Origin of the sequence: Mucilaginibacter phyllosphaerae, from assembly GCF_004378255.1 — a bacterium.
GTDB lineage: Bacteria > Bacteroidota > Bacteroidia > Sphingobacteriales > Sphingobacteriaceae > Mucilaginibacter > Mucilaginibacter phyllosphaerae.
Window position 1 is genome coordinate 219017 of sequence record NZ_SNQG01000001.1, and the last position, 21348, is coordinate 240364.

Annotated in this window: 17 protein-coding genes; 3 read left to right on the forward strand and 14 right to left on the reverse strand. The window is 42.0% G+C overall.

Translation table 11 applies throughout. The features are described from left to right. Positions 1–2 precede the first annotated feature (2 nt). The 6 genes from E2R65_RS00825 to E2R65_RS00850 all read right to left on the reverse strand — a co-directional run bounded on the left by E2R65_RS00825 (position 3) and on the right by E2R65_RS00850 (position 10826). Positions 3–2204 (reverse strand): alpha-N-acetylglucosaminidase, encoded by a 2202-nt coding sequence (locus tag E2R65_RS00825; RefSeq protein WP_134334580.1) that lies wholly within the window; start codon positions 2202–2204, stop codon positions 3–5. A 120-nt stretch (positions 2205–2324) separates the two neighbouring features. Beyond that, positions 2325–3800: a RagB/SusD family nutrient uptake outer membrane protein gene (locus tag E2R65_RS00830; protein ID WP_134334581.1), complete on the reverse strand. Its 1476-nt coding sequence runs from the start codon at positions 3798–3800 to the stop codon at positions 2325–2327. A gap of 4 nt (positions 3801–3804) precedes the next feature. Continuing rightward, positions 3805–7074: a TonB-dependent receptor gene (locus E2R65_RS00835; RefSeq protein WP_158285186.1), complete on the reverse strand. Its 3270-nt coding sequence runs from the start codon at positions 7072–7074 to the stop codon at positions 3805–3807. A gap of 280 nt (positions 7075–7354) precedes the next feature. After that, entirely contained in the window at positions 7355–8431 is a 1077-nt protein-coding gene (locus E2R65_RS00840) for a FecR family protein (protein WP_134334583.1), read from the reverse strand. A 99-nt stretch (positions 8432–8530) separates the two neighbouring features. Continuing rightward, positions 8531–9076, reverse strand: a complete 546-nt coding sequence (locus E2R65_RS00845) for an RNA polymerase sigma-70 factor (protein WP_134334584.1) — start codon at positions 9074–9076, stop codon at positions 8531–8533. A gap of 118 nt (positions 9077–9194) precedes the next feature. Then, on the reverse strand, positions 9195–10826 hold the full coding sequence (locus tag E2R65_RS00850) for a glycoside hydrolase family 43 protein (RefSeq protein WP_134334585.1): 1632 nt from the start codon (positions 10824–10826) through the stop codon (positions 9195–9197). Positions 10827–10990: 164 nt separating this feature from the next. Here E2R65_RS00850 and E2R65_RS00855 point away from each other — a divergent pair, with 164 nt between their 5' ends. Then, complete coding sequence (locus E2R65_RS00855; RefSeq protein ID WP_134334586.1) at positions 10991–12097, forward strand: acyltransferase family protein; 1107 nt, start codon at positions 10991–10993, stop codon at positions 12095–12097. Positions 12098–13052: 955 nt separating this feature from the next. Here E2R65_RS00855 and E2R65_RS00860 read toward each other — a convergent pair. After that, positions 13053–13814, reverse strand: a complete 762-nt coding sequence (locus E2R65_RS00860) for a TIGR03915 family putative DNA repair protein (RefSeq protein WP_229704586.1) — start codon at positions 13812–13814, stop codon at positions 13053–13055. Then, a complete protein-coding gene (locus E2R65_RS00865) occupies positions 13814–15070 on the reverse strand; it encodes a putative DNA modification/repair radical SAM protein (protein WP_134334587.1) in 1257 nt (418 codons plus the stop codon). Before E2R65_RS00865 ends, E2R65_RS00860 begins: the two co-directional genes overlap by 1 nt. A 122-nt stretch (positions 15071–15192) precedes the next feature. Between E2R65_RS00865 and E2R65_RS00870 the strand changes: the two genes are divergently transcribed. Next, positions 15193–15537, forward strand: a complete 345-nt coding sequence (locus tag E2R65_RS00870; RefSeq protein WP_134334588.1) for a DUF3140 domain-containing protein — start codon at positions 15193–15195, stop codon at positions 15535–15537. 45 nt (positions 15538–15582) lie between these two features. Further along, positions 15583–15861, forward strand: a complete 279-nt coding sequence (locus E2R65_RS00875; protein WP_134334589.1) for a UBP-type zinc finger domain-containing protein — start codon at positions 15583–15585, stop codon at positions 15859–15861. A 2-nt stretch (positions 15862–15863) separates the two neighbouring features. Here the strand turns inward: E2R65_RS00875 and E2R65_RS00880 are convergent, their stop codons facing one another. The 6 genes from E2R65_RS00880 to E2R65_RS00905 form a co-directional block, all read right to left on the reverse strand. Then, positions 15864–16358 (reverse strand): GNAT family N-acetyltransferase, encoded by a 495-nt coding sequence (locus E2R65_RS00880; protein ID WP_134334590.1) that lies wholly within the window; start codon positions 16356–16358, stop codon positions 15864–15866. 6 nt (positions 16359–16364) lie between these two features. Continuing rightward, on the reverse strand, positions 16365–17267 hold the full coding sequence (locus tag E2R65_RS00885) for an SAM hydrolase/SAM-dependent halogenase family protein (RefSeq protein WP_134334591.1): 903 nt from the start codon (positions 17265–17267) through the stop codon (positions 16365–16367). A 115-nt stretch (positions 17268–17382) separates the two neighbouring features. Further along, entirely contained in the window at positions 17383–18393 is a 1011-nt protein-coding gene (bioB, locus tag E2R65_RS00890; protein WP_134334592.1) for a biotin synthase BioB, read from the reverse strand. Positions 18394–18420: 27 nt separating this feature from the next. Further along, entirely contained in the window at positions 18421–19770 is a 1350-nt protein-coding gene (gene mgtE / locus E2R65_RS00895) for a magnesium transporter (RefSeq protein WP_134334593.1), read from the reverse strand. 82 nt (positions 19771–19852) lie between these two features. Next, positions 19853–20467 (reverse strand): IMPACT family protein, encoded by a 615-nt coding sequence (locus E2R65_RS00900; RefSeq protein WP_134334594.1) that lies wholly within the window; start codon positions 20465–20467, stop codon positions 19853–19855. Then, the gene (locus E2R65_RS00905) at positions 20468–21346 is read right to left on the reverse strand and encodes a DMT family transporter (protein WP_134334595.1); all 879 of its coding nucleotides are present in this window, start codon (positions 21344–21346) and stop codon (positions 20468–20470) included. Positions 21347–21348 lie beyond the last annotated feature (2 nt).

The following is a 21348-nucleotide window of genomic DNA, read 5'->3' on the forward strand; positions in this document are numbered from 1 at the left end:
ACTTATTGCTGATAAATCTGTTGAATAGTGTTATGATACTTATCGTAAAGCGTTTTAGCTGTTGCTAAAGCGTTACCTTTTGTTGTAGCCGGGTAAGCATTATCGTGTTTGTTTACCCATTGCCATTCCCAATCTTTTACCTGCTTTATAAAGGCATCGTTATCAAATGCTGTGCCCTTAGCCAGCGAGTTATTTAACTGACCGATAAACAACTCCCATCGTGGCCTGTAAAAGCCATTGATAAGCCCTGCCCACTGCCTGTTAGCATATTCGCGCAAGCCGCTTTCCTTATCGCCCCAAAGTGTAATCAAATTACGGGCATTCAATTCGTACAGGTTCTTTTCTTTATCGGTGATGCCGTTTGCCCTGGCTTCGCTTATCCATTTGCCTAATAAAAAGTCTTTTCGGGTGCTTAACAGCGCATCCATATCGGTCATCAATTCCAAAAACGCCTTGCTGTAACGATTAAAAGCAACCTTATCTTTTTGCTGATAAGCCAGTGCCATTTTTTGCTGCAGCGGGCCGGCGTAATTAGCCAGCACCTGGCGACTAACATCCACCACATCATATTCAAAACCATCGCTTTTTTGCAGGCTGTCGGCAGCGTTTATAAACAGGCCCCAGGCACGCAGTAATTCTGCCGGGTTATAATCCAGCCGGGTTAATACCCTATCTATACTTTTTTTAAGCGTAGGCCGCGCCACAATGATCGATTCCTGGCCGCCCTCTGTCAGCCCACCCGAATAAACTGTATTTAACAAAATATGCCATGCCTGGTTAACCTGAGTATTGGTTTGGCCATAGCGTCTTTGGGCATAATTAATCAGCCATTTATCCACATCTATTGGGGTATCTGTCCAAACGTTTTCCAGCATCAGGGCAAACAGCGCGGGGTTTTGTTCAATTCCTTCGGGAGTGATGCCTATACCCCGCATATTTTTTGATTCGGGGTCGTGCAGGGCTATGGCAGGGTCGGCAGCTACATGGCGCATACGGCCAAACAGGCTGATGTTGCCGCCAAAGTTTTGAAGCATGCTCCAGATCCACGGTTTACCGTAATAAGCTTCGGTACGGTTCCAAACGGGGTGTGCATCACTGTACAGATCCAGCACAATCATTTGTTCATTAGGTACTGCATTCAGCAATGCCTTTATCTGCTGCGGCTGCCAGAATTTGTTGTTGTAATGAAACATCCAACCCTGCATTACCCATATGGCTTCAGGATCGGCAGCGGCCATAGAATTAAAAACCTTTTTACTCATGCCATCCAGATAAGTAGAATCATTGGTTGGCGGCACATTCTCGTTAAATGTATCTGCCGAATAAAAATGATCTGTTCCGAATTCTTTGGTTTGTGCTTCTATATATTTTTTACCAATGGTTTCAAACAAGGGGTCGTCCGGGTCCAGAATAAATACATCCGGGAAACCGGCATCCCAGTTGGTTCTTTTAACTTTGGCATTTGGGAACTTATCTTTAAAGGATGGCGGCACGTGCCCTGTAAATGAGGACAATACAGGTTTCATCCCAAAAGAGCGTTCGCGTGCCAGGATCTTTTTCTGCAGATCTTTATGCGAATCCATCCAATGCTGTGGCAGCGGCCCACCCCAGGCATCAATATTACCCATCCAAAACCACGAAAAATATGCCGGGCCGCAAAAAAAGTCATCCAGTTGCTTATTGCTAAACCCCATGCTTTTATACACATTTTGCCAAACGGCTTCTTCGCCGGTGATAGCTAAAGGTAAGTTAATGCCATTAAGGGCCATCCAATCTATTTCTTTTTGCCAGCGTTCCCAGTCCCACCAGGCCATGGTATAATTGAATGTGCAATAATTTAAGTAATAACGGTACTGGTAAGGTGTTACCTTATGCACCCTGGCTGTTACCGGGGGCAAGCTTGCGGGTAAATTAAGGTTGGTGCCATTCCAGCCAATGTCACACAATCCGTACGTTTTAAGATAATAATTTAATGCCGATGCTACCGACAAACCATTATTACCGCGCAACACAATCTTATCATCACGCCTATCCACTTCAAAGGCATCCTTACCATTATCAGGCGGTATGGCCTCTATAATAAATGAACCCGATCTGCCGGGGATCACCCGCTCTATAAATGCTACCGAGGCCTTTTGATCTACCTGCGCCATTGTTTGCAGGCTTATCAATAACATAAAAAACGCAAAGAAACACTTTCTCATCTATCAGTTCATTTTAAATTTACGACACATAATTGTATCGCGGATAATTACAAAAATGCCGGTAGCCAGAATAAAGCTTTATAAACTTATTTCTGTTACCGGCACCAGTGTGTATGTTATTTAAAAGTTGGGGTTTTGTATCAAAACGCCTTTACTTTTATCAATCTCTACCTGTGGAATAGGGAAGTAATAGTTTTTAGGGCGTACAAATGTTACGGTTTTATTTTGGTCTATCGGAGCCTTTGAAACTGCCAGGTTATAAATTGCGGCGATATCAACAATCTTGGCCTTGTCCCAACGCATCAGGTCCTGGTGGCGCTGATCTTCGCCCGCCAGTTCTACACGGCGCTCGTGGATTAACTCTTTCATGCCCGCCCCCACAACCGGTGGTAAAGCTGCCGAAGCGCGTCGCCTGATCTGGTTGATGATAGCATCACCTGCACCCGCGCCCTGCGTACGGATAAGTGCCTCGGCAACCAGCAGATAAATATCTGCCGAACGCATTAACGGCACCGCAAAGGTGTGGTCTACACCGCCACCTGCTGCCTGCGTGTTAAATACCGCATATTTTTTAAACGCAAAACCGGTTGCAGACAAATCTGGTGTAAAGGTGGTTAAGCCATTGCCATCGCCCAGGTCAACCTTGTCCCCAACAGTTAATAATGTAGCTTGCTTACGTGGGTCATTAGCCTCAAATTCGTTAGATAAGCCCTGTAAAGGCTGGCTAAAGCCGTAACCACCCCAGGCCCGCGGGATGTAGTAAATGGTAAAATCATTCTGCACCACGTTTTGTAACGCCTGGATAGAAAAAAGTAATTCGGTGCTGCTTTCGTTTGCGCGGGTAAAGTTATCCTGGTAGTTTGCTGCCAGTGCATAGTTACTGTTAGCAATAACTTTTTGGCCTGTTGCAATGGCTTCGGGTAATTTTTCCCAGTACATGTATAGCTTAGTTAATAAGCCCAGAGCTGTGCCTTTGCTTACACGGCCACGATCTGTACCGCCGTAGCTTTCGGGCAGCAAATCAACTGCTTTTAACAGGTCGGCCTCTATTTGCTTGCGTACCTCTTCGATAGAAGATTTTGGGACATTGAAATTTTGCTTTGAATAATCGTCCTCGGTAATGATGGGTACATCGCCCTGGATGATCATTAAGCGCCAGTAACCAAAAGCGCGTAAAAAATAAGCCTCGCCTAAACTGCGGTTCTTTACAGCCTCGGATATGGCAGTGATCTTGGGGATATTAATGATACAGTTGGTAGAGCGGTTGATCTCTTCATAACGCCATTTCCACGGATACCGGATAGCCGCATTTGAAGCATCGTAAGTTAAGTTTTCAATTCCTTCGTCTTCACCGTGGTCGCCCGAGCGCCAGTAATCGTCAGATGGCACGTCGAAGGTTGTTTCGGCATGGCCGATGTAATCTTCTTCCTCTAACAGGCTATATATGCCGTTTACGGCATTAATTGCATCTTTTTCGTTCCTGAAGTAATTATCTGACGTGTAAACACCCTGTTGATCAAGATCAAGTGCTTTTTTACATGCGCTGTTAAATAACGCAAGCGCAATTACTGTATATATTATTTTTTTCGATCTCATGATTTTATAATTTAACTGTTAAACCGAATGTAATGGTCCTTACCGCAGGATACTGCGCCACATCAACTCCTCTTTGAAGGTTACCGGCAGTATAACCTAACTCCGGGGTGTATCCTTTATAATTGGTAATCATAAATACATTTTGGCTTGATGCATAAAGCCTTACACTGTTAAGTGATGCTTTTTTGCTCCACGCTAAAGGCAATGTGTAACCAAGTGTTACGTTTTTAAGGCTAAAGTAATTACCACTTTCTACAAACAGATCTGATGTGCGGTAATTATCGTTAGAACGGTCTAAAGACATACGCGGGATAGTGTTGCTGGTACCCGGCCCAGTCCACCTGGTTAAAGTTTCGGCATACATGTTAAACGGATAAGTTGGATCGATACCCTGCATCCTGTCGGCATTATAAAGGCTTACACCAAATACACCTGTAAAGTTTGCAGATAGATCAAACCCATTGTAGGATACGCTGCCCTGTAAGCCTGTTACCACATTTGGATTCGGGTTGCCAAGAATAGCACGATCGCTGCCATCTATTAAACCATCTCCGTTTAAGTCAAGAAAACGTACATCGCCCGGTTTGATGTTTCCTTTGCGAGAATCATTTGCCAGTGCGGGGTCGCTATCAATTTCAGCTTGTGTTTGGTATAAACCGTTGGTTTTCCAGCCGTAAAAAGATGCGATAGGCTGGCCTTGGTAAGTCCTGGAGATTTCCTGGCTGGAACGGCCATACACCGTTGAGCCAACAAAAGTACCTTCGCCATTAAGCCTGGTTACCTTGTTTTTAATAAATGAGGCGTTTGCACCAACTGAATAGCGTACCTTATCGCCGCCCTGATAATTCAATTCTACTTCTACACCTTTATTATTCATTGCACCAATATTTTGGGTAGGGATACCAACAGAACCTGCAGAACCTACTACCGGCGGGGCTATCAACATATCCTTAGTGTTTTTGTTAAACCAGGTTAATGTAGTGTTTAGCCTGTTATTTAAAAAACCGGCTTCTAAACTTATATTGGTCATTGCTGTTCTTTCCCAGGCAATATCCGGATTGGCAATTGTAGTTACAGCAGCGCCGCTTACACCGCTACCACCAAATACATAACCACCATTCTGATAGGTACTGCCGGTTTTTATTAAACTTAAATACTGGAATGGAGGAACACTTTGATTGCCTAATTCACCATAACCACCGGTTAGTTTTAAATTGCTTATCCAACTGATATTTTTGATAAATTGCTCGTTAGATAACCTCCATCCTAATGAGAAAGCTGGGAAATAACCCCATTGATTGCCCTTAGCAAACCTGGAAGAACCATCTGCACGGAAGGTTACCGTTGCCAGGAAGCGGCTGTCGAAATCATAAAACAACCTTGCAAAACCAGATTGCAAAGCAGACGGCTGAAACGGATAAGGTATGCTGGAATTAAATTGTGCATTACCTGTGTTTAGTACACGTTGATCCGGATCGGTATCATCATAACCAATACGGGTTGCATTAAAGCCGTAATCTTTAAAGTTTTGGTAAGAATAACCACCTGTAAATGTTACGTGGCTTTTGCCAAAAACCTTATCATAAGTAAGGAAAGTTTCCAGCAGTTGCGATGAGATCTCTTCTTCGGATTGTGTTAAGGCAGATGTTGGATTTTGCCTCACCTGATTTACATCAGCAATATTAAAATTATATCCGCGGTTTAAAGTACCGTCAAACGCATAGTTAACACGTAACTTCAATTCTTTTACAAAGCTGATCTCGGCAAAGGCATTGGCCAGGGCACGATACTTTTTAGTGTACCTGTCTGCCTGCTGAATAGTAGAGTAAGGGCTGTTGATATCGCCCAGCTCCGAATTTGCTTTGGCCGTACCGTAAGTGCCATCCTCATTAACCAGCGGAATTGCAGGGTTAAAGCGCAGGGCAGAAAAGATAAGGCCGGTTTGTGAGTTATTATTATCAAACCCATTGATCTCGCCGTAAGATAATTGGATATTTTCGCCCAGTTTAAGCCAGGGTTTAATTTTATGCTCGGAATTAATACGTGTGCTTACCCGTTTAAAATCCGACTTATCTATGATTCCCTTCTCGTTATAAATAGAGGTAGAGAAATAGTAATTAGAAAACTCGTTACCACCCTGTATGTTGATATCCCCATTAGTGACACGGCCGGTGCCCAAAATGGCGCGTTGCCAATCTGTACGCTGTGTAGAATAATAACTGTTATTCCATAAGTCGTTAATGGCAACACCATCATTAGTGTAGCGTTCTCTTTTTAATTTATACAGATCAGGCGCGGTTAGCAGGCTAAGGTATTTGGTAGGATTTGAGAAACCGTTGTAAAAATTAACCGTGGTATTTAGCTTTTGGTTATAACTGCCTTTTCTGGTAGTAACCAATACCACACCATTCGCTGCGCGGGTACCGTAAATAGCCGCCGATGATGCATCCTTTAAAATATCTACCGACGCAATATCATTGGGGTTGATATCGCTTAAGGCATCGGGGTTGCTGGTTGGTACCCCATCAATTACAATAAGCGGGTTGGCATCATTTGTAGTACCGGTACCACGGATACGAATGCTTGGCGCCGCACCCGGTGAACCATCATTACGCACAATGTTTACACCGCTTGCACGGCCCTCTAATGCCTGCGCTGCAGAACTTACCGGCAGGTTCTGAAAATCGCTGCCTTTAACACTGGCTACCGAACCGGTAATATCAATTTTTTTACTGGTACCGTAACCCACTACCACCACCTCTTTAAGTGCCGATGGCAGTTCTTCCATCGTAATTGTTATAGGTTCGGTGCCGGTTATGTTAACCAGCTTTTTAACATAACCTATATAGGTAAGTTCCAATACACCGTTATCAGGCGCATTAAGGGTAAAGTTACCGTTAACATCGGTAGTGATACCAATAGTTGTTCCCTGTATCTTAACGCTAACGCCAATCAGCGGCTGGCCTGCTTTATCCACTACTTTACCTTTAACGATGATCTGGCTATTGGCTTCATCCTGCGTAGTAATGATCACTACATTGTTTTCGGCCAGTTTGTAGGATAGCTTGTTATCCATTAGGGTAGCCAGTACCTGGCTGATAGTAGCATCTTTTACATCCAGATCAACTTTGCCCAGCTTTTTTACTGAGGCATAGTTGTAAAAAAAGCGATAGTCGCTTTGTTTTTGAATTTTGGTAAGAATAGTGCTTACCTCTGCCTGTTTAACGGTAAGTGTAAATTTTTGCTGTGAATATACTTTTGCAGATACCTGCATGCACGTCACAAGGATTAGAAAAAAAACTGCTTTCATCAGCAATATAACTTTTAGGTACGCAGGCATCCCCGGAAGCGGGGATACCCTTTTTGTTTTTTTCATTACATTTGTTTTGAAAATTAATGGAAAGAGTAACAGCTGTATGCACATTTTACTCTTGTTAATAAATCCTAATATTTTTACAGGGAGGAGTTGCAGCTCTTCCCTTGTTTCATGAGGATATTTCAGGAATCTGATAAGTAATTTTTCAATCTCATACGCATTTAAATTTTAGGGTTGTTTATTTATTATCTGGTGAAAGGTAAACTACCTTTCCGTTAATCCGGTAATTAAACGGTGTTGTAATTTCAATGATCCGCAAAGCATCAGGCAGCGACTCTTTATCCAGCAAACCGCTTATCTGCTCACTTTTTAATTTTACGTCATCAAATATTATCTGCACATTATATTTTCGCTCTATCTGTTTGGCAACATCTTCAAAGCTCTCATTAGTAAAAACAATGCGCTTATCAAGCCAAGCGGTTTCTTTTACCTCCCCCGGGCTTACCACTGGTAACGATATCACCTGATATTCTACTAGCGATTTTTTTTCTGTCTGGTTTTTAACAGCACGGGCAATTTGATCGTTGGCAACAATCAGTTTTTCATTAGGCATCAATACAACCTTTTTCTCGGGGTTATTATTTAGGTCTACCTGCACCTTTCCTGTTAAAAGCGTGGTTTCTGTAGTTTTATCGTTAGCGTAGGCCTTAACATTAAACACCGTTCCAAGTACGGTTACAGTAAGCTTTTGGGTGTGCACTAAAAACGGCTTCCGCGGATTTTTTACTACTTTAAAAAAACCTTCGCCGGTAAGCGTTACCTCACGTGTTTTACCCGCAAAACTACCCGGATATGTTAGCGTACTGCCTGCATTAAGCGTAACTTCGGTACCATCAGGCATAATTAGTTTACGGGTGTTACCATAAGGTACTTGCATTTTATGCATGGCCATAGTTATACTTTTGGAGGATTGAATGATGTTGAAATAAAAAACGCCCCCCAAAACACAAAAAAACACAGCTGCAGCAGCGGCCCACTGCCAGGTTAGTATGCGTTTAGTGTTGCCCTTGTCAACCTGGTCACCTCCGTTGTTTTCAGCGCTGTTAATATGATCCCAAAGCTGCCCGATCTTATCAGCAGATGTAATATGCACATCAGCCGAAGGATCATTTCCTTTTATAGCATTGGTTGTATTATATAATTGCTGATACCGTGGAAACTGCTTTAAAAACACCTCCAATTCGGCCAACTCTTTTACTGTGGCGGTTTTAGCCAGGCTTTTGGCCATTAAATCTATAAATCGCGATTTGCCCATGATAAATATATTCTACCGTAAGGACACACAAGCGGCCGGTTTTCCTAAAAGAAAATTAAAATATTTTTATGTGGACGATTTAAAGCGCGTTTATAATTACTACAAGCCCAGGGCGGCTTCTATCCTGGCAAGCGCAATGGCAAGCTGCGCAAAAACGGTTTTATTAGATAACCCTAAAATGGCAGCTACTTCATTACAGGAAAGATCATCCTCCTTAACCATTTTAAATATGAGCTTGCAGCGCGGGGGTAGCTTATTAATTTCTTTCAACAAACGCTCTTTTAGTTCTTTACTTATCAACAACTGAGAAGGGTCGGTAGATATTGTGAAGTAAAACCGCTCTGTTAACTGCGGCTCTTTAATCTGTTTTAATGATACGCTTCTTAAATGATTAAGGCAGGCATTTTTTACAAGCACATACAGGTAAACCTGCAAATTATTAATAGCGCTTAATTTTTCGCGGTTAAGCCAAAGTTTTAAAAAAGCATCGTTGGTTATCTCCTGCGCGGTTTCGCGTTCACCAAGAAAAGAAAAGGCAAAATTGTAAATTTTGGCTTCCAGTAAAAGGTACAACTCGTTAAAGGCCGTTTTATCCCCGTTATTTTGAATAGCCTCGATATATTTTGCTACACGGTCATGAAACATATTATGGGGTACCTTTTAATAGCAACATCAGCCGTTACAAACGTAATTTTTTAATAGTAAAACAAAGTTATAGTAATATTACAGCATTCTGTAAGATATTGTAAAAAGCTATCTTTTACTAACGATACCTATAGTGTAAAAAATCTATATCAATATAGCCTTCATCTTTTAAATTATTGTAGCAATATACAGCAATGCGGTCGCCGCGATAAGCGCCCCATGCCAATTGATACTTATCGCCAAAGGCATAAAATTCTTTACCGTTTATGCTGTAATAAAATCTGCTTTTACCATCCTGCCCCCAAACCGACCGCAACCAAACCTGCCGGCCATGTAAAACGGGGCCTTCAAACACATGCTCTTTTATGTTTAGTTGCAAAGTTTTAACAATGCCTTTACAGCTTATACCAAATGCAGCGTAACCAGGCTTACCAAAGTGCGACAGGCCGGCATGCTGGCCGCTGGCCATTGCGCTTATATCTAATTTTACGGTTACGATATTAGCTTGGGTCCTGAACGCGCGTTGCGTAAGCGTATTGCCCGCTTTTAACAAGTTGTTATTTTCTACCGGTTTAAACGCTTTAAGGCGCAACCAGCCGGGCCTTTCGGTTAACGACCATTTATCACTACGTGGCTGATAATTCCACTCCCATTGCTGCTTTAACACTGTGCGGTTAAACTCATCGTTTGTAGTGCTGTTTTTAATATGCCTGCTTTTTACCGGCATCTTTCCCTGCCATACCATCTCTCCAATCTTCTCTGCACTAACTTTTCCTATTATCGGCCAGCCATCAACCCAGTTTACGGGCAGCAAGCTTACTGCACGGCCCTCCCAGTCGCCTGTGCCATGATGCGTTAAAAAATACCATTCGCCGCGTTTTGTTTGTACCAAGCCACCCTGGTTGGGCTCATTAAACTGTTTTTGAGCGTAGCTTAACTGCTTTTCTTCTAAATAAGGCCCGTTAACCTTTTGCGCTCTTTCCATCATAATAGCGCGCCCTTCGGGCTTTACCTCACTAAAAAAGTGGTAATAAGTACCATTAATTTTATAAAGCTTATTTGCTTCGCTCCCTTCAGACTGATGGATAATATTATCATACCCGGGGATGATGGACCTGCCGTCGGCAGTAAGCTTAAATAAATGAATTTTGTAATTATCAGCATAGTTTGTCCCTATTAAATATAGCTGCCCGTCATCATCTAAAAATGGGCAGCAATCATCCCAGCCCTTACCTTTTAAAACATGCGTAAGCGGCTGCCACGGCCCGCGGGGGTTGCTTGCCGTGGTCATAAAGTATCCTTCGTCCGGCGTACCAAAGTAGATCCAGAATTTGTTATGATAATAACGTATAGCGCCCGCCCAGATCCCCGTGCCGTAACGGTTCATCTTATCCCAATTCATTTCGGGCGAAATTTCATTCAGGTTACTTACCGCATGGCTTAGTGTTTCCCAATTCACAAGATCCTTAGAATGAAGGATCACAAAACCCGGAGAATACTGAAAAGTAGACGATACGGCGTAATAATCATCACCTACACGGATACAATCAATATCACTATAATCTGCCGGTATCACCGGGTTGGCATACTTCCCATTGCCTAAATCTCCCCAGGCTTCCCAATTCCCCCATTTATATGGCGCAGCAGCCACCTGCCCAATTACTTGATTAACAAACAATAAAAAGATAATAATACCGGTAATCGCCTTGAAATTTACACTAAAGCGGTATAATATTTTGGTTAACTCCATTCTATTCACCTTTTTGCAATACTTATTAAAATCAATTTAAAAAGCTAATAAAATTGACTCGTGCTGTAAGGTAACAGATAATATTTAATTTACTAAGTAGATAAATATTCGTTTTTTATAATTTGCATTGGTTTAAAAGTCCAAGCTTTACAACAAATTTACTAATGAACAACAATGAGCTTGCTACCAAGCCACACTACCCCATATTAGACGGCCTTCGCGGTGTAGCGGCTATCATTGTTGTTACCTTTCATTTGTGCGAACCATTATCAACCGGTAATTTAGATAAACTTGTTAACCACGGTTATTTGGCTGTAGACTTTTTCTTTTTGCTATCAGGTTTCGTTATCGGCTATGCTTACGACGACCGCTGGCATAAAATAACCGCCGGCAGCTTTTTTAAACGCCGTATCGAACGCCTGCAGCCGATGGTGGTTTTGGGGATGACCCTCGGCGCTATCGGTTTCTATTTTACAGATTCTGCACTATGGCCACTTATTCATACTATTCCTGTGTGGAAGATGCTGCTGGTGATGCTGATCGGTTATACGATTCTTCCTGTACCATTATCACTTGATATACGTGGCTGGGAGGAGATGCATCCCTTAAATAGCGTGGGATGGTCGTTGTTTTTTGAATACTTTGCCAACATACTCTACGCGCTCTGGATCCGCAAATTCTCCAAAACAGCATTAACTATCCTGGTAGGCATAGCCGCTGTTGCACTTGCACACCTGGCAATCATAAACGGCGACGTTAGTGGTGGCTGGACACTGAATGTACAGCAGGTACGCATTGGTTTAACCCGTACCATGTATCCTTTTTTTGCTGGTTTGTTACTTTCACGTGTAGCTAAACCTACGCCAATTAAAAATGCCTTTCTATGGTGCAGCCTTTTAGTAATTGTTGTACTTTTTATACCACGTATTGGCGGCGCTGAACATCTTTGGATGAACGGGATCTATGAATCCGTTTGTATTATTGTTGTCTTCCCGTTTATCGTATATATTGGCGCCAGCGGCGTAATACAAAATCTAACCGAGCATAAAATATGTAAATTTTTAGGCGATATCTCCTATCCGCTTTACCTGGTACATTACCCACTGGTTTATTTTTATGTTGCCTGGATCAGTAATCATAAAGGCATAACAATTGCACAGACATGGCCTTATGCATTACTTATTTTAGCAGGCAGCATTATTTTGGCTTATGCCACGTTGAAATGGTATGATGAGCCGCTTCGCAAATGGTTGCGAAAAAAGCTGGCGTAAGGGTTAGAAAAGAACGGCAGCTTGCTTTTTTATAACTATTCAGGATCTATGCTTATTCTATAATTGCCGCACACCTTTGTACTGCCCCTGTTTGTCACGCACGCTTATTAAATAAAATCTCCTTAAAATGGAAAACGGAAGCCTCTTCTTGCGAAATGACTTCCGTTTTTCCTGCCTTATGAATAGCCATAGCCATCATAAAGTATCAAGTTTTGTGTAACATTAACCGATCTGCTCTCCTCTTTGTTATTACGAACACAGATGTCTCTTTATTCCTGCGAATGCCGATGTTTCAATTGTTAGCACTGATACTGCTCTTGTCTGTCTCCTTGCGGATAGTGACGCGTTCAAATTCGTTCTGCCTGTGTCCTTCTTTCCTCTTTCGAGTGCTGATGGGTCAATACATCTGCGAATATTGATCTTGCCACTTTTCCCTGGGGGAAGTCGACTCCTTCGTTATCCGTGCAACGCTGATACTTCTTTATTCTTAGTGAATGCCGATGTCTCTATAGTTACGCTAACGCCAATTCCTTCAAGATCATTATTTTGTTTGCTGCCGTTCGTAAACTTTCGCAAAACCTATAATACCTCTTTAATCATTTCCGGCATAAATTACTTTCGCATTTTATCTCCTTTAAATGATTCAGGCACTTCCCTTATCTTTAGTTCGCCCGAAAGGTCACCCGATTAAGTTTCTGTATTCCTGTAAGGCTGTCAAAGTACGTCGTTCTTGATAAATACAATATAGAGCTTTAAGCCCCCCTATGTCAAGTACTTTTTTACATTTATTTTAAACACATTATTAACAATTATTTTAAGTTTATCCACACTAAAATTTATTGAAATACAGTAAATTATATGATTATTCTAAGGGTTATAAACATTCTACTTTATCCACAAACAGGGTTTAAAATCTACGGTTCATAACATCTTAAAATTCGTAAAATAACAAATCTTAAATTTTTTCTGTTAAATGCTTCCAGTATCTTTTAGGTATATGGCGTACATGCAACCTGGTGTTTTTGCGAGACGGAATATTTACACTGGTAAAATAATTCTTCCAAAGATGCTGATAGATCTCTTCATCTTCTGTAAAAGCAGCCACTATATCACCGGGTTTGCTTACGTTGGCAAAATCAAGCGAGATATACTGAGTGTCGTGCAGATTATAATAAATACCATATTTGCGCCTGATATCGTAAATAATCCATTTCTGATCGGCATAACGGCTCTTAAAATGGCGAATAAGTAAAGGCAAAACATTAAAATCGGGTTCTATGGCGGCATAAAAAGTTTCGTCTTTTAATTTCTGGAAGCGTACAAAAGCCTCCATTCGATGTTTTTCGCGCCTCACCATACGCACCATCTCTGATATCCGCATTACAAACTTGTTCCCATAATTTTCCTCAATATTTTGCCCGGCATCAAAAGCATACCTTATATAACCCAGCAAACTGTTCTCCTCCCCATCCATCTCTGCCAGATGCGCTGCATATAGCCGTTGCAACCCCATAGACGAGATTTTTTGCTTTAAACCCTTTAATACTCTGTTGGCCCGTTCATCGTCTGTTATTACCTGCAACTTATCTTCAAACAGGGCATTATTATCCTGCCCGGTTTTTTGCAAATTAACCAGGTTAAGCTTTCGGTCATAAACCTCAAAAACAGAAGTAAGCAAGCCTTCAAAGGTGCCATCATATATTAGGGTTGTCATCATTAAAACAAGTTTAATTGCACCTGGGTATTCTTTAGATATTTGCTTTGCGATGTAGCCAAAATAAATTGTTTAATATTATTCCCCGTCAGATCGCGGCGTTCAAATTCGGTGCTGTTGCAGGTAATAAAGTATTTAGCGCGGTTAAGCGCCACCCCCATTTTTTTTAACTGTTCCCAATTTAGCTTACCAAATTTACGGGCACTCACTATTTTTTGTGCTGATAGCAAGCCTATGCCCGGTACACGCAATATCATCTGCACATCAGCCTGATTAATATTTACGGGGAACGCCTGCATATTGCGTATAGCCCAGCCCAGTTTTGGATCGATATCCAAATCCAGGTGCGGCTGGCTATCATTCACAATCTCATTTACCTTAAAACCATAAAAGCGCATCAACCAGTCGGCCTGATAAAGGCGGTTCTCGCGTACCATAGGTACACTGGTATTCAATGCTGGCAGGCGGCTATCGGCCAATACCGGCACATAGCCTGAATAATACACGCGTTTTAAATTGAAGTTTTTGTAAAAATAACTTGCAGATCGTAATATCTGGCTATCATTTTCGGGTGTAGCGCCAATAATAACCTGTGTACTTTGGCCTGCCGGGGCAAATATGGGGGCTTTTTTAAATAGCTTCTTTTCTTCGGTACGCTGAATAATGGCATTTTTTAAATACCCCATCGGCTTGATCATATCCGCCTGGTTTTTATCCGGTGCTAAAAGCTTTAAACCGGCCTCTGTGGGCATTTCCAGGTTAACGCTCAAACGGTCGGCATACAGGCCTGCTTCATTCATCAGTTCGTCGCTGGCGCCGGGGATAGATTTAAGATGAATATAACCGTTAAACTTATGCTCGGTACGCAATTTTTTGGCAATACGCACCAGGCGCTCCATCGTATAATCCGCATCTTTAAATATGCCGGAACTTAAGAACAAGCCCTCGATATAATTACGACGGTAAAAATTGATGGTTAGATCTACCACTTCCTGCACTGTAAAGGCAGCCCGCTGAATATCATTGCTTTTACGGGATACACAATAAGCACAATCAAAAATGCAATGATTAGTTAACAGGATCTTTAATAGCGATACACATCGCCCATCCTCTGTATAAGAGTGGCAAATACCATTACTGGCATTACCCAAACCTTTATTTTCGTTTTTACGCTTACTGCCGCTGCTTGCACATGATACATCGTATTTTGCAGCATCTGCTAAAATATTTAACTTTTCCGTTATCCTGTCTACATTCATTATTTCAAAATTACTAATATTATTAGCAATTAATAGTGGAAATAAAAGAATAATTTAGTTGTTTTAGGAATACAGCAATGCATGCCATTCACATATGGTATAAGTATTGCTCGGATTTAAGGATGGAAAAGAATGCTGAAAACAATACAGAACACGAGGAAATTTATACGGAGTTTAAAAAGGCCGTAAACATGACTGCATCGGTTTTAAAAAAATGGCTAAAGACGGACGAATCTAAAAAAGTTGGTTGGGATAGCGGTGACGGCGAATCTATCGGCCACAAATCCGGCGAACATATTATTAGGATACTGGGCAAAAAGAAAGCCGAACTAAGCGATGCCGATTATAAACATATGCAAAAAGTAAACGGCTATATTGCCCGCCACGTGGCGCAAAAGCCTAAAGATCCCAAAAATTCCAATTGGGATTATTCGCTAAAAAACTGGGGGCACGATTATTTAAAGTAATATTACCGGCACTTTACTATCTTTAATTTTATAAAAAATAAAAATATGCACGAAATCGACCTAAGTTTTTGCCAGCACCTGCAGGCAGTTAAAGAGGTAAAATTGAGTAACAACCACGTTTGTGAAGCATGTATAAAGCAAGGCACCCAATGGTTTCATCTGCGTACCTGCCAAACCTGCGGAATTACCCTTTGCTGCGACCAAAGCGACGAACAGCACATGACCAAACATTACCATGCCGAACATCATCCCGTAATAGCATCTGCCCAACCAGGCGAGCGCTGGTTATGGTGTTACCCGGATGAGCAGTTTGCAGAGTATTAAAGCTATCTTTTATACAATTGATATTCCACTTCGTTATCAAAAATGTGGTTTGCTCTTGTTGCTTTAAGTTTTTCGAGTAAAGTTATAGCACTACTATTATCTGCACGTGTTATAGAAAATATATAATTAAGAGATATTTTATTCACGCCAAAGTTAATAATGCTTACCAAGGCTTGTAGCATAATTCCCTGCCCCCGGTGAGTTTCTTTCAATACAAAACCAATTTCTCCATTATTCTTTTCAAAACCACGATAATATCCGCAAACGCCTATAATATTATCATATTTATCCGCAATACCCCAATGAATGGAATTACCTTGTAAGTACTCTTCATCCACCCTATTTTGTATCCCGATAGCTTGATCGAGATTTTTTGCAGGTACCCCATCCCAAAAAGACAGGTCTAAAATATTTTTGATGTCTACATGCAAAATTTGACGAAGTGTATATTCTCCTGCTTTTAAAACAGGAAAAGCACGGTAAGGCGGGAGATTCATCAGCTTTTACTTTTTGATTACTTCTATACTCCAGTCGCTGCCGCTGCCAATTTTGTAGGCATCCGCAAAGCTGCCCATATTTAATGCAAATGATAATTGCATCAGGCTGTTGAGATAAGCTAAAGGTTTCCCTTCAGGCACACTACCAAAAGTTTCGCTGTAAGGAACATCACTTTCATATACCAGTTTACCTTTATTAAATATCTTTAAATGCAGCAAATCACCGTATTTAGGGTTTAGCCTTTTCACTAATCCATCGCCAATGTTTGTCCAGATGTTGCCGTATTGAACATCGTGAATATCTATACTACCTTTTAACATACCATTTTCAAATACTGATCTTTGATAGGGAATGCTCACTATCTGTTTAGGCAACTCCGGCCCTACCTGTGCAAAGGTTATCACACCGGCTGCCAAACGGGCTGCCGTGTAAGAATAAACATCGCGGCCATGAAAAGTGTAGGATTTACCTGAACCGGGGCGGCGGTTTTTTACTTCGTCTATCTGACGGATGCCCGCAATGCCATAGGCTTGCGCCACCAAGGTTAACGTGCCATTATCCGGCGTAACAATAAACTGGCCTGTATTGGTTTTAAGCACAACTGATTTACGAGAAGTACCCACACCGGGATCAACCACCGAAACAAAAACGGTGCCTTTGGGCCAATAGCTAATGGTTTGAAAAAGGCGATATGATGCTTCCCAGATATTATAGTTAGGGATCTCGTGCGTAAGGTCGTACAATTTCAGATCGGGCGATACGCCGATGGCAACACCCTTCATTTCAGAAACAGCACCATCCTTCAGCCCAAAATCAGATTGATATACGATAATCTTGTTTTGTGCAAAAGATGCGCTGATGCAGAAAAGCATCAGCAGAATTACTATGGTACTTAAACATTTATTCATATCAGCCTAATGTTGATGTATTTAATACAAGGCTGAATATAAAAATTATCCCGAAGCTTCTTCGCCCTTTTTGCTCAATTCTACAATATCGCCGTCTTTAAAGCTTAAAAAGGTATTAAATAACCTCGTTTATACTCATTTCCCTGATCTCTTTTGAAGGGCGGCCATTCTTAAATGCCTTACGTGGGGTTAAGCCTAAAAGCTGGAACATCGCCATATCTTCATCAAATGACGGGTTTGGTGTGGTCAGTAATTTTTCGCCTGCAAAAATGGAGTTTGCGCCTGCCATAAAACACATGGCCTGCTCTACGGTGCTCATTTCGGTGCGGCCTGCAGATAACCTTACCACCGTTTTAGGCATAATAATACGGGTTGTTGCAATCATCCTTACCATATCCCAAACAGAAATGCGCGGCTGCTCGGCCAGTGGTGTGCCTTGTACAGGTACTAAAGCATTGATTGGCACAGATTCCGGGTGTTTAGGCATATTAGATAAGGTCTTGAGCATCGAGATACGGTCTTGCGCGGTTTCGCCCAACCCAATGATACCGCCGCTGCAAACCGAGATCTTGGCCTTGCGCACGTGGTCTAACGTTTTCAAACGGTCGTCATAAGTACGGGTGGTGATGATGCGTTTATAGTCGTCTTCAGAAGTATCCAGATTATGATTATAGGCATACAAACCGGCATCGGCCAAACGTTGTGCCTGGCCCTCGGTAAGCATACCCAGCGTGCAGCAAACTTCCATATCCAGCTCATTTACGGCTTTCACCATGTCAATCACCTTGTCAAAGTCGCGGTTATCGCGCACCTCGCGCCAGGCAGCGCCCATGCACAGCCGGGATGCGCCGCCGTTTTTGGCCCTTTGTGCCACGGCAACCACTTCTTCCTTAGGCATAATAGCATGCACATCTACACCTGTATTATAGCGTGCTGCCTGCGGGCAGTAAGCACAATCCTCGGGGCAACCGCCGGTTTTAATAGATATCAGCGAACTGATCTGCACTTCGGCATAATCCTTATTCTCGCGATGAATAGTTGCCGCCCTGAAGATCAGGTCGAGCAGTGGCGAGTGATATATTTTTGAGATCTCTTCCTGTGTCCAGTCGTATCTTATTTCAGTCATCGTTGTAATTATTTTGATGGAGCAAAATTATAATAAAAGCTTACTTGCCAACCATAGCGGCAGAAAAAATCCGATACAATCTGTAAACGTGGTAATGATGATAGATGATGCCACTGCAGGATCTATCCCTACCCTTTTCAAGATCAGCGGGATGGAAGCACCCGTTAAGCCAGCCACGATCAGGTTACCCGTCATGGCTAAGAACAATACTAAGCCCAGCATTGGGTTGGCATCATAAAAATAGGCTACCGCAAAAACTATTAAGCCGTTGCATGCACCGTTTACCAGGCCAACCAGTAACTCTTTAAAAACGGTATTGTAGGCTTGCCTGTCGCTTAGGTCGCTTAACGATATGCGCCTTACCGTAACCGCCAGGGCCTGCGTAGCAGTATTACCGCCCATACCGGCAATAATAGTCATGTATGCGGATATGACGGCCAGGTTTTTTACTGTAGCATCAAAATTACGGATGATAGATGCCGCAAGAAATGCAGTGCCCAGGTTAATAACCAGCCAGGGCAAACGGCTTTTTACCGCATCCTGCCAGTTACCGCTCAGTTCCTCATCTTCAGATACGCCGGAGATCTTCAGGATGTCCTCGGTATTCTCGGCCTCCATAACATCAATAATGTCATCAACCGTAATCCGGCCCAGCAGTTTCATCTGGTCATCAACCACGGGTATGGTTGTGAGATTATATTGCGAGATAAGTTTAGCAACCTCTTCCTGGTCTAATTCTGCTTTTACATAAACAAAATCTGTTTGCACCAGGGTACGAACCTTAGCCTCGCCGCGTGCTTTGATAATATCTTTGATGGATACAATACCTTTTAATATATCATTATCATCCACCACATAAATGGTGTAAAACTCCTCCATCTCTTCAGATTGGCGGATGATCTCGTCCAACGCTTCTTTTTTATCTAAATTGATATTTACGCAGATCACCTCCGAGTTCATCAAACCACCGGCAGTATCCTCATCATAGTTTAACAAGGCGCGGATACTGGTAGCATCCTCCTGGTCAATATCCTCTAAAATCTCCTGCTGATCTTCCTTATCGAGTTGTGAAATAATGTCTGTCGCTACATCATAATCCATCTCTTCTACAATCTCGGTACGCTTTTCCGGGTCCAGCCCTATCAGCAGTTCTTCCGGGTGTGCTTCCTCGTCCATTTCAGAGATAACGTCGGTAGCTATCTGTGTTGAGAGCAGATTGATAATGCGTTCTTTGGCTTCCTGCGGAAGTTTCTCAAACAAGATGGCAATCTCTGATGCGTGATATTCCTTCAGAACCTCCTGTAGTTCAGCATCGTTACCTTCAAGCGCGGTTTTAATGCGCAGAAGATCGGTTTTATCTATTTCAAAAGATTGCATATGCAGGCAAAATAAGGATTTTAACTGAAAGACGAAGTGAGATTGTAGGATTTATATAATTGGTTATATTTAGATTATTTGGTTATCCGCTATAATTATAATCCGCCTTTATCCCGTTCACTTTATTTAGTTTACCCATCACCTGCTCTACCTGTGTTTTGCGCACCGATAATTTTATACGGCAATTCAGCTCTGATACTTGCTCTAATATTTCTAATTGCTCTTCTTTTATAATACGCATCATATCATTCATCTGTACGTAATCAAAAGTTAAGGTATAAATATCATTCACCGTTTTTTCTACAACCTCGGCAATATCAAGCGTCATTTCTGTTGCTGTTTTGTAGGCGTTGATCAACCCGGGCACACCCAGCAACGTACCGCCGAAATAGCGCACCACCACTACTAATACATTGGTAACATTGCGGGATAACAGGATATTTAATATTGGCCGGCCCGCTGTACCAGATGGCTCGCCATCGTCATTCACCCTAAATACAGATCGGTCTATCCCTAAACGGATAGCCCAGCAATGGTGATTGGCCTTAGGATGTATGGCCTTTAATTTTGCAATTATGGGTTTAATATCGTTATCTGAAGTTACCGGATATGCAAACGCCAGGAATTTACTGCCCCGGTCTCTAAAAACACTTTCTACAGGCCGGGCAATGGTTTTGTAAGTATCGTCAAACAGCATTTACCAGTGATGAATGTTAACAAATGTAATCATGATGATAGATAATACAGCCAGCCCGAGCCCTACCTTGTTTAAGGTGCTTAAGCGCTCATGAAAAATAACAAGCCCCACAATGGTACCCAATAAAATAACCCCGATATTCATAGATGAAAACACCAGCGACGGGCTACCAGAAAGCGCCTGATGCGCCTTTAAATAAAACAGGATATTGCCAAAATTTGCAATGCCCAGCACCCAGCCAAATATTAAATGCGGCCATTTTATGCGGGCTTTTTTTGTAAGGACTTTTATTAGCAAACTTATAAAAGCGATAACAAAAGCCAGGGCATATATAAAAAATAACGAAGTGGTGTAGGGCACCGGGGTAAAGGCTGCTACTTTTTTAAATAAGATATCAATAGCGCCAAAACCTGTAAAAACAACAAACAGGTATAGCCAGGCATTGCTTAAAAGTTTACGGTTAGCGGTTTTCTTTTGCCAGGGGATAGAGCAAAGTATGGCAGCAAAGCCTATTATAAAACACACCAGCCTGGCTGTGCTAAAATTATCGCCAAACAATAAAAATGCTGCAAATAAGGATATAAAAAGTGATAGCCGCTGCGCCACATCGGTACGCACGATACCTGCCACCCTAACTGATGAAGCCATTACCCAAAATATAAGCGGAAGTAGAATACCCACGGCAATATAAACCCCGGTTGGGGCCTGCTTAAAATCAATTGCCTGCAAATTGGGCTTAAAAAATAACCAGGTAAGCAAAATAGCCATACTGTAATTCCAGGTAATAGCCTGAAAAATATCTATACCATAGCGCCTTGCCAGCTTTAATAACACAGATACAATTACGCTGCAGCAAATACTTAAAAAAACGTATAACATTA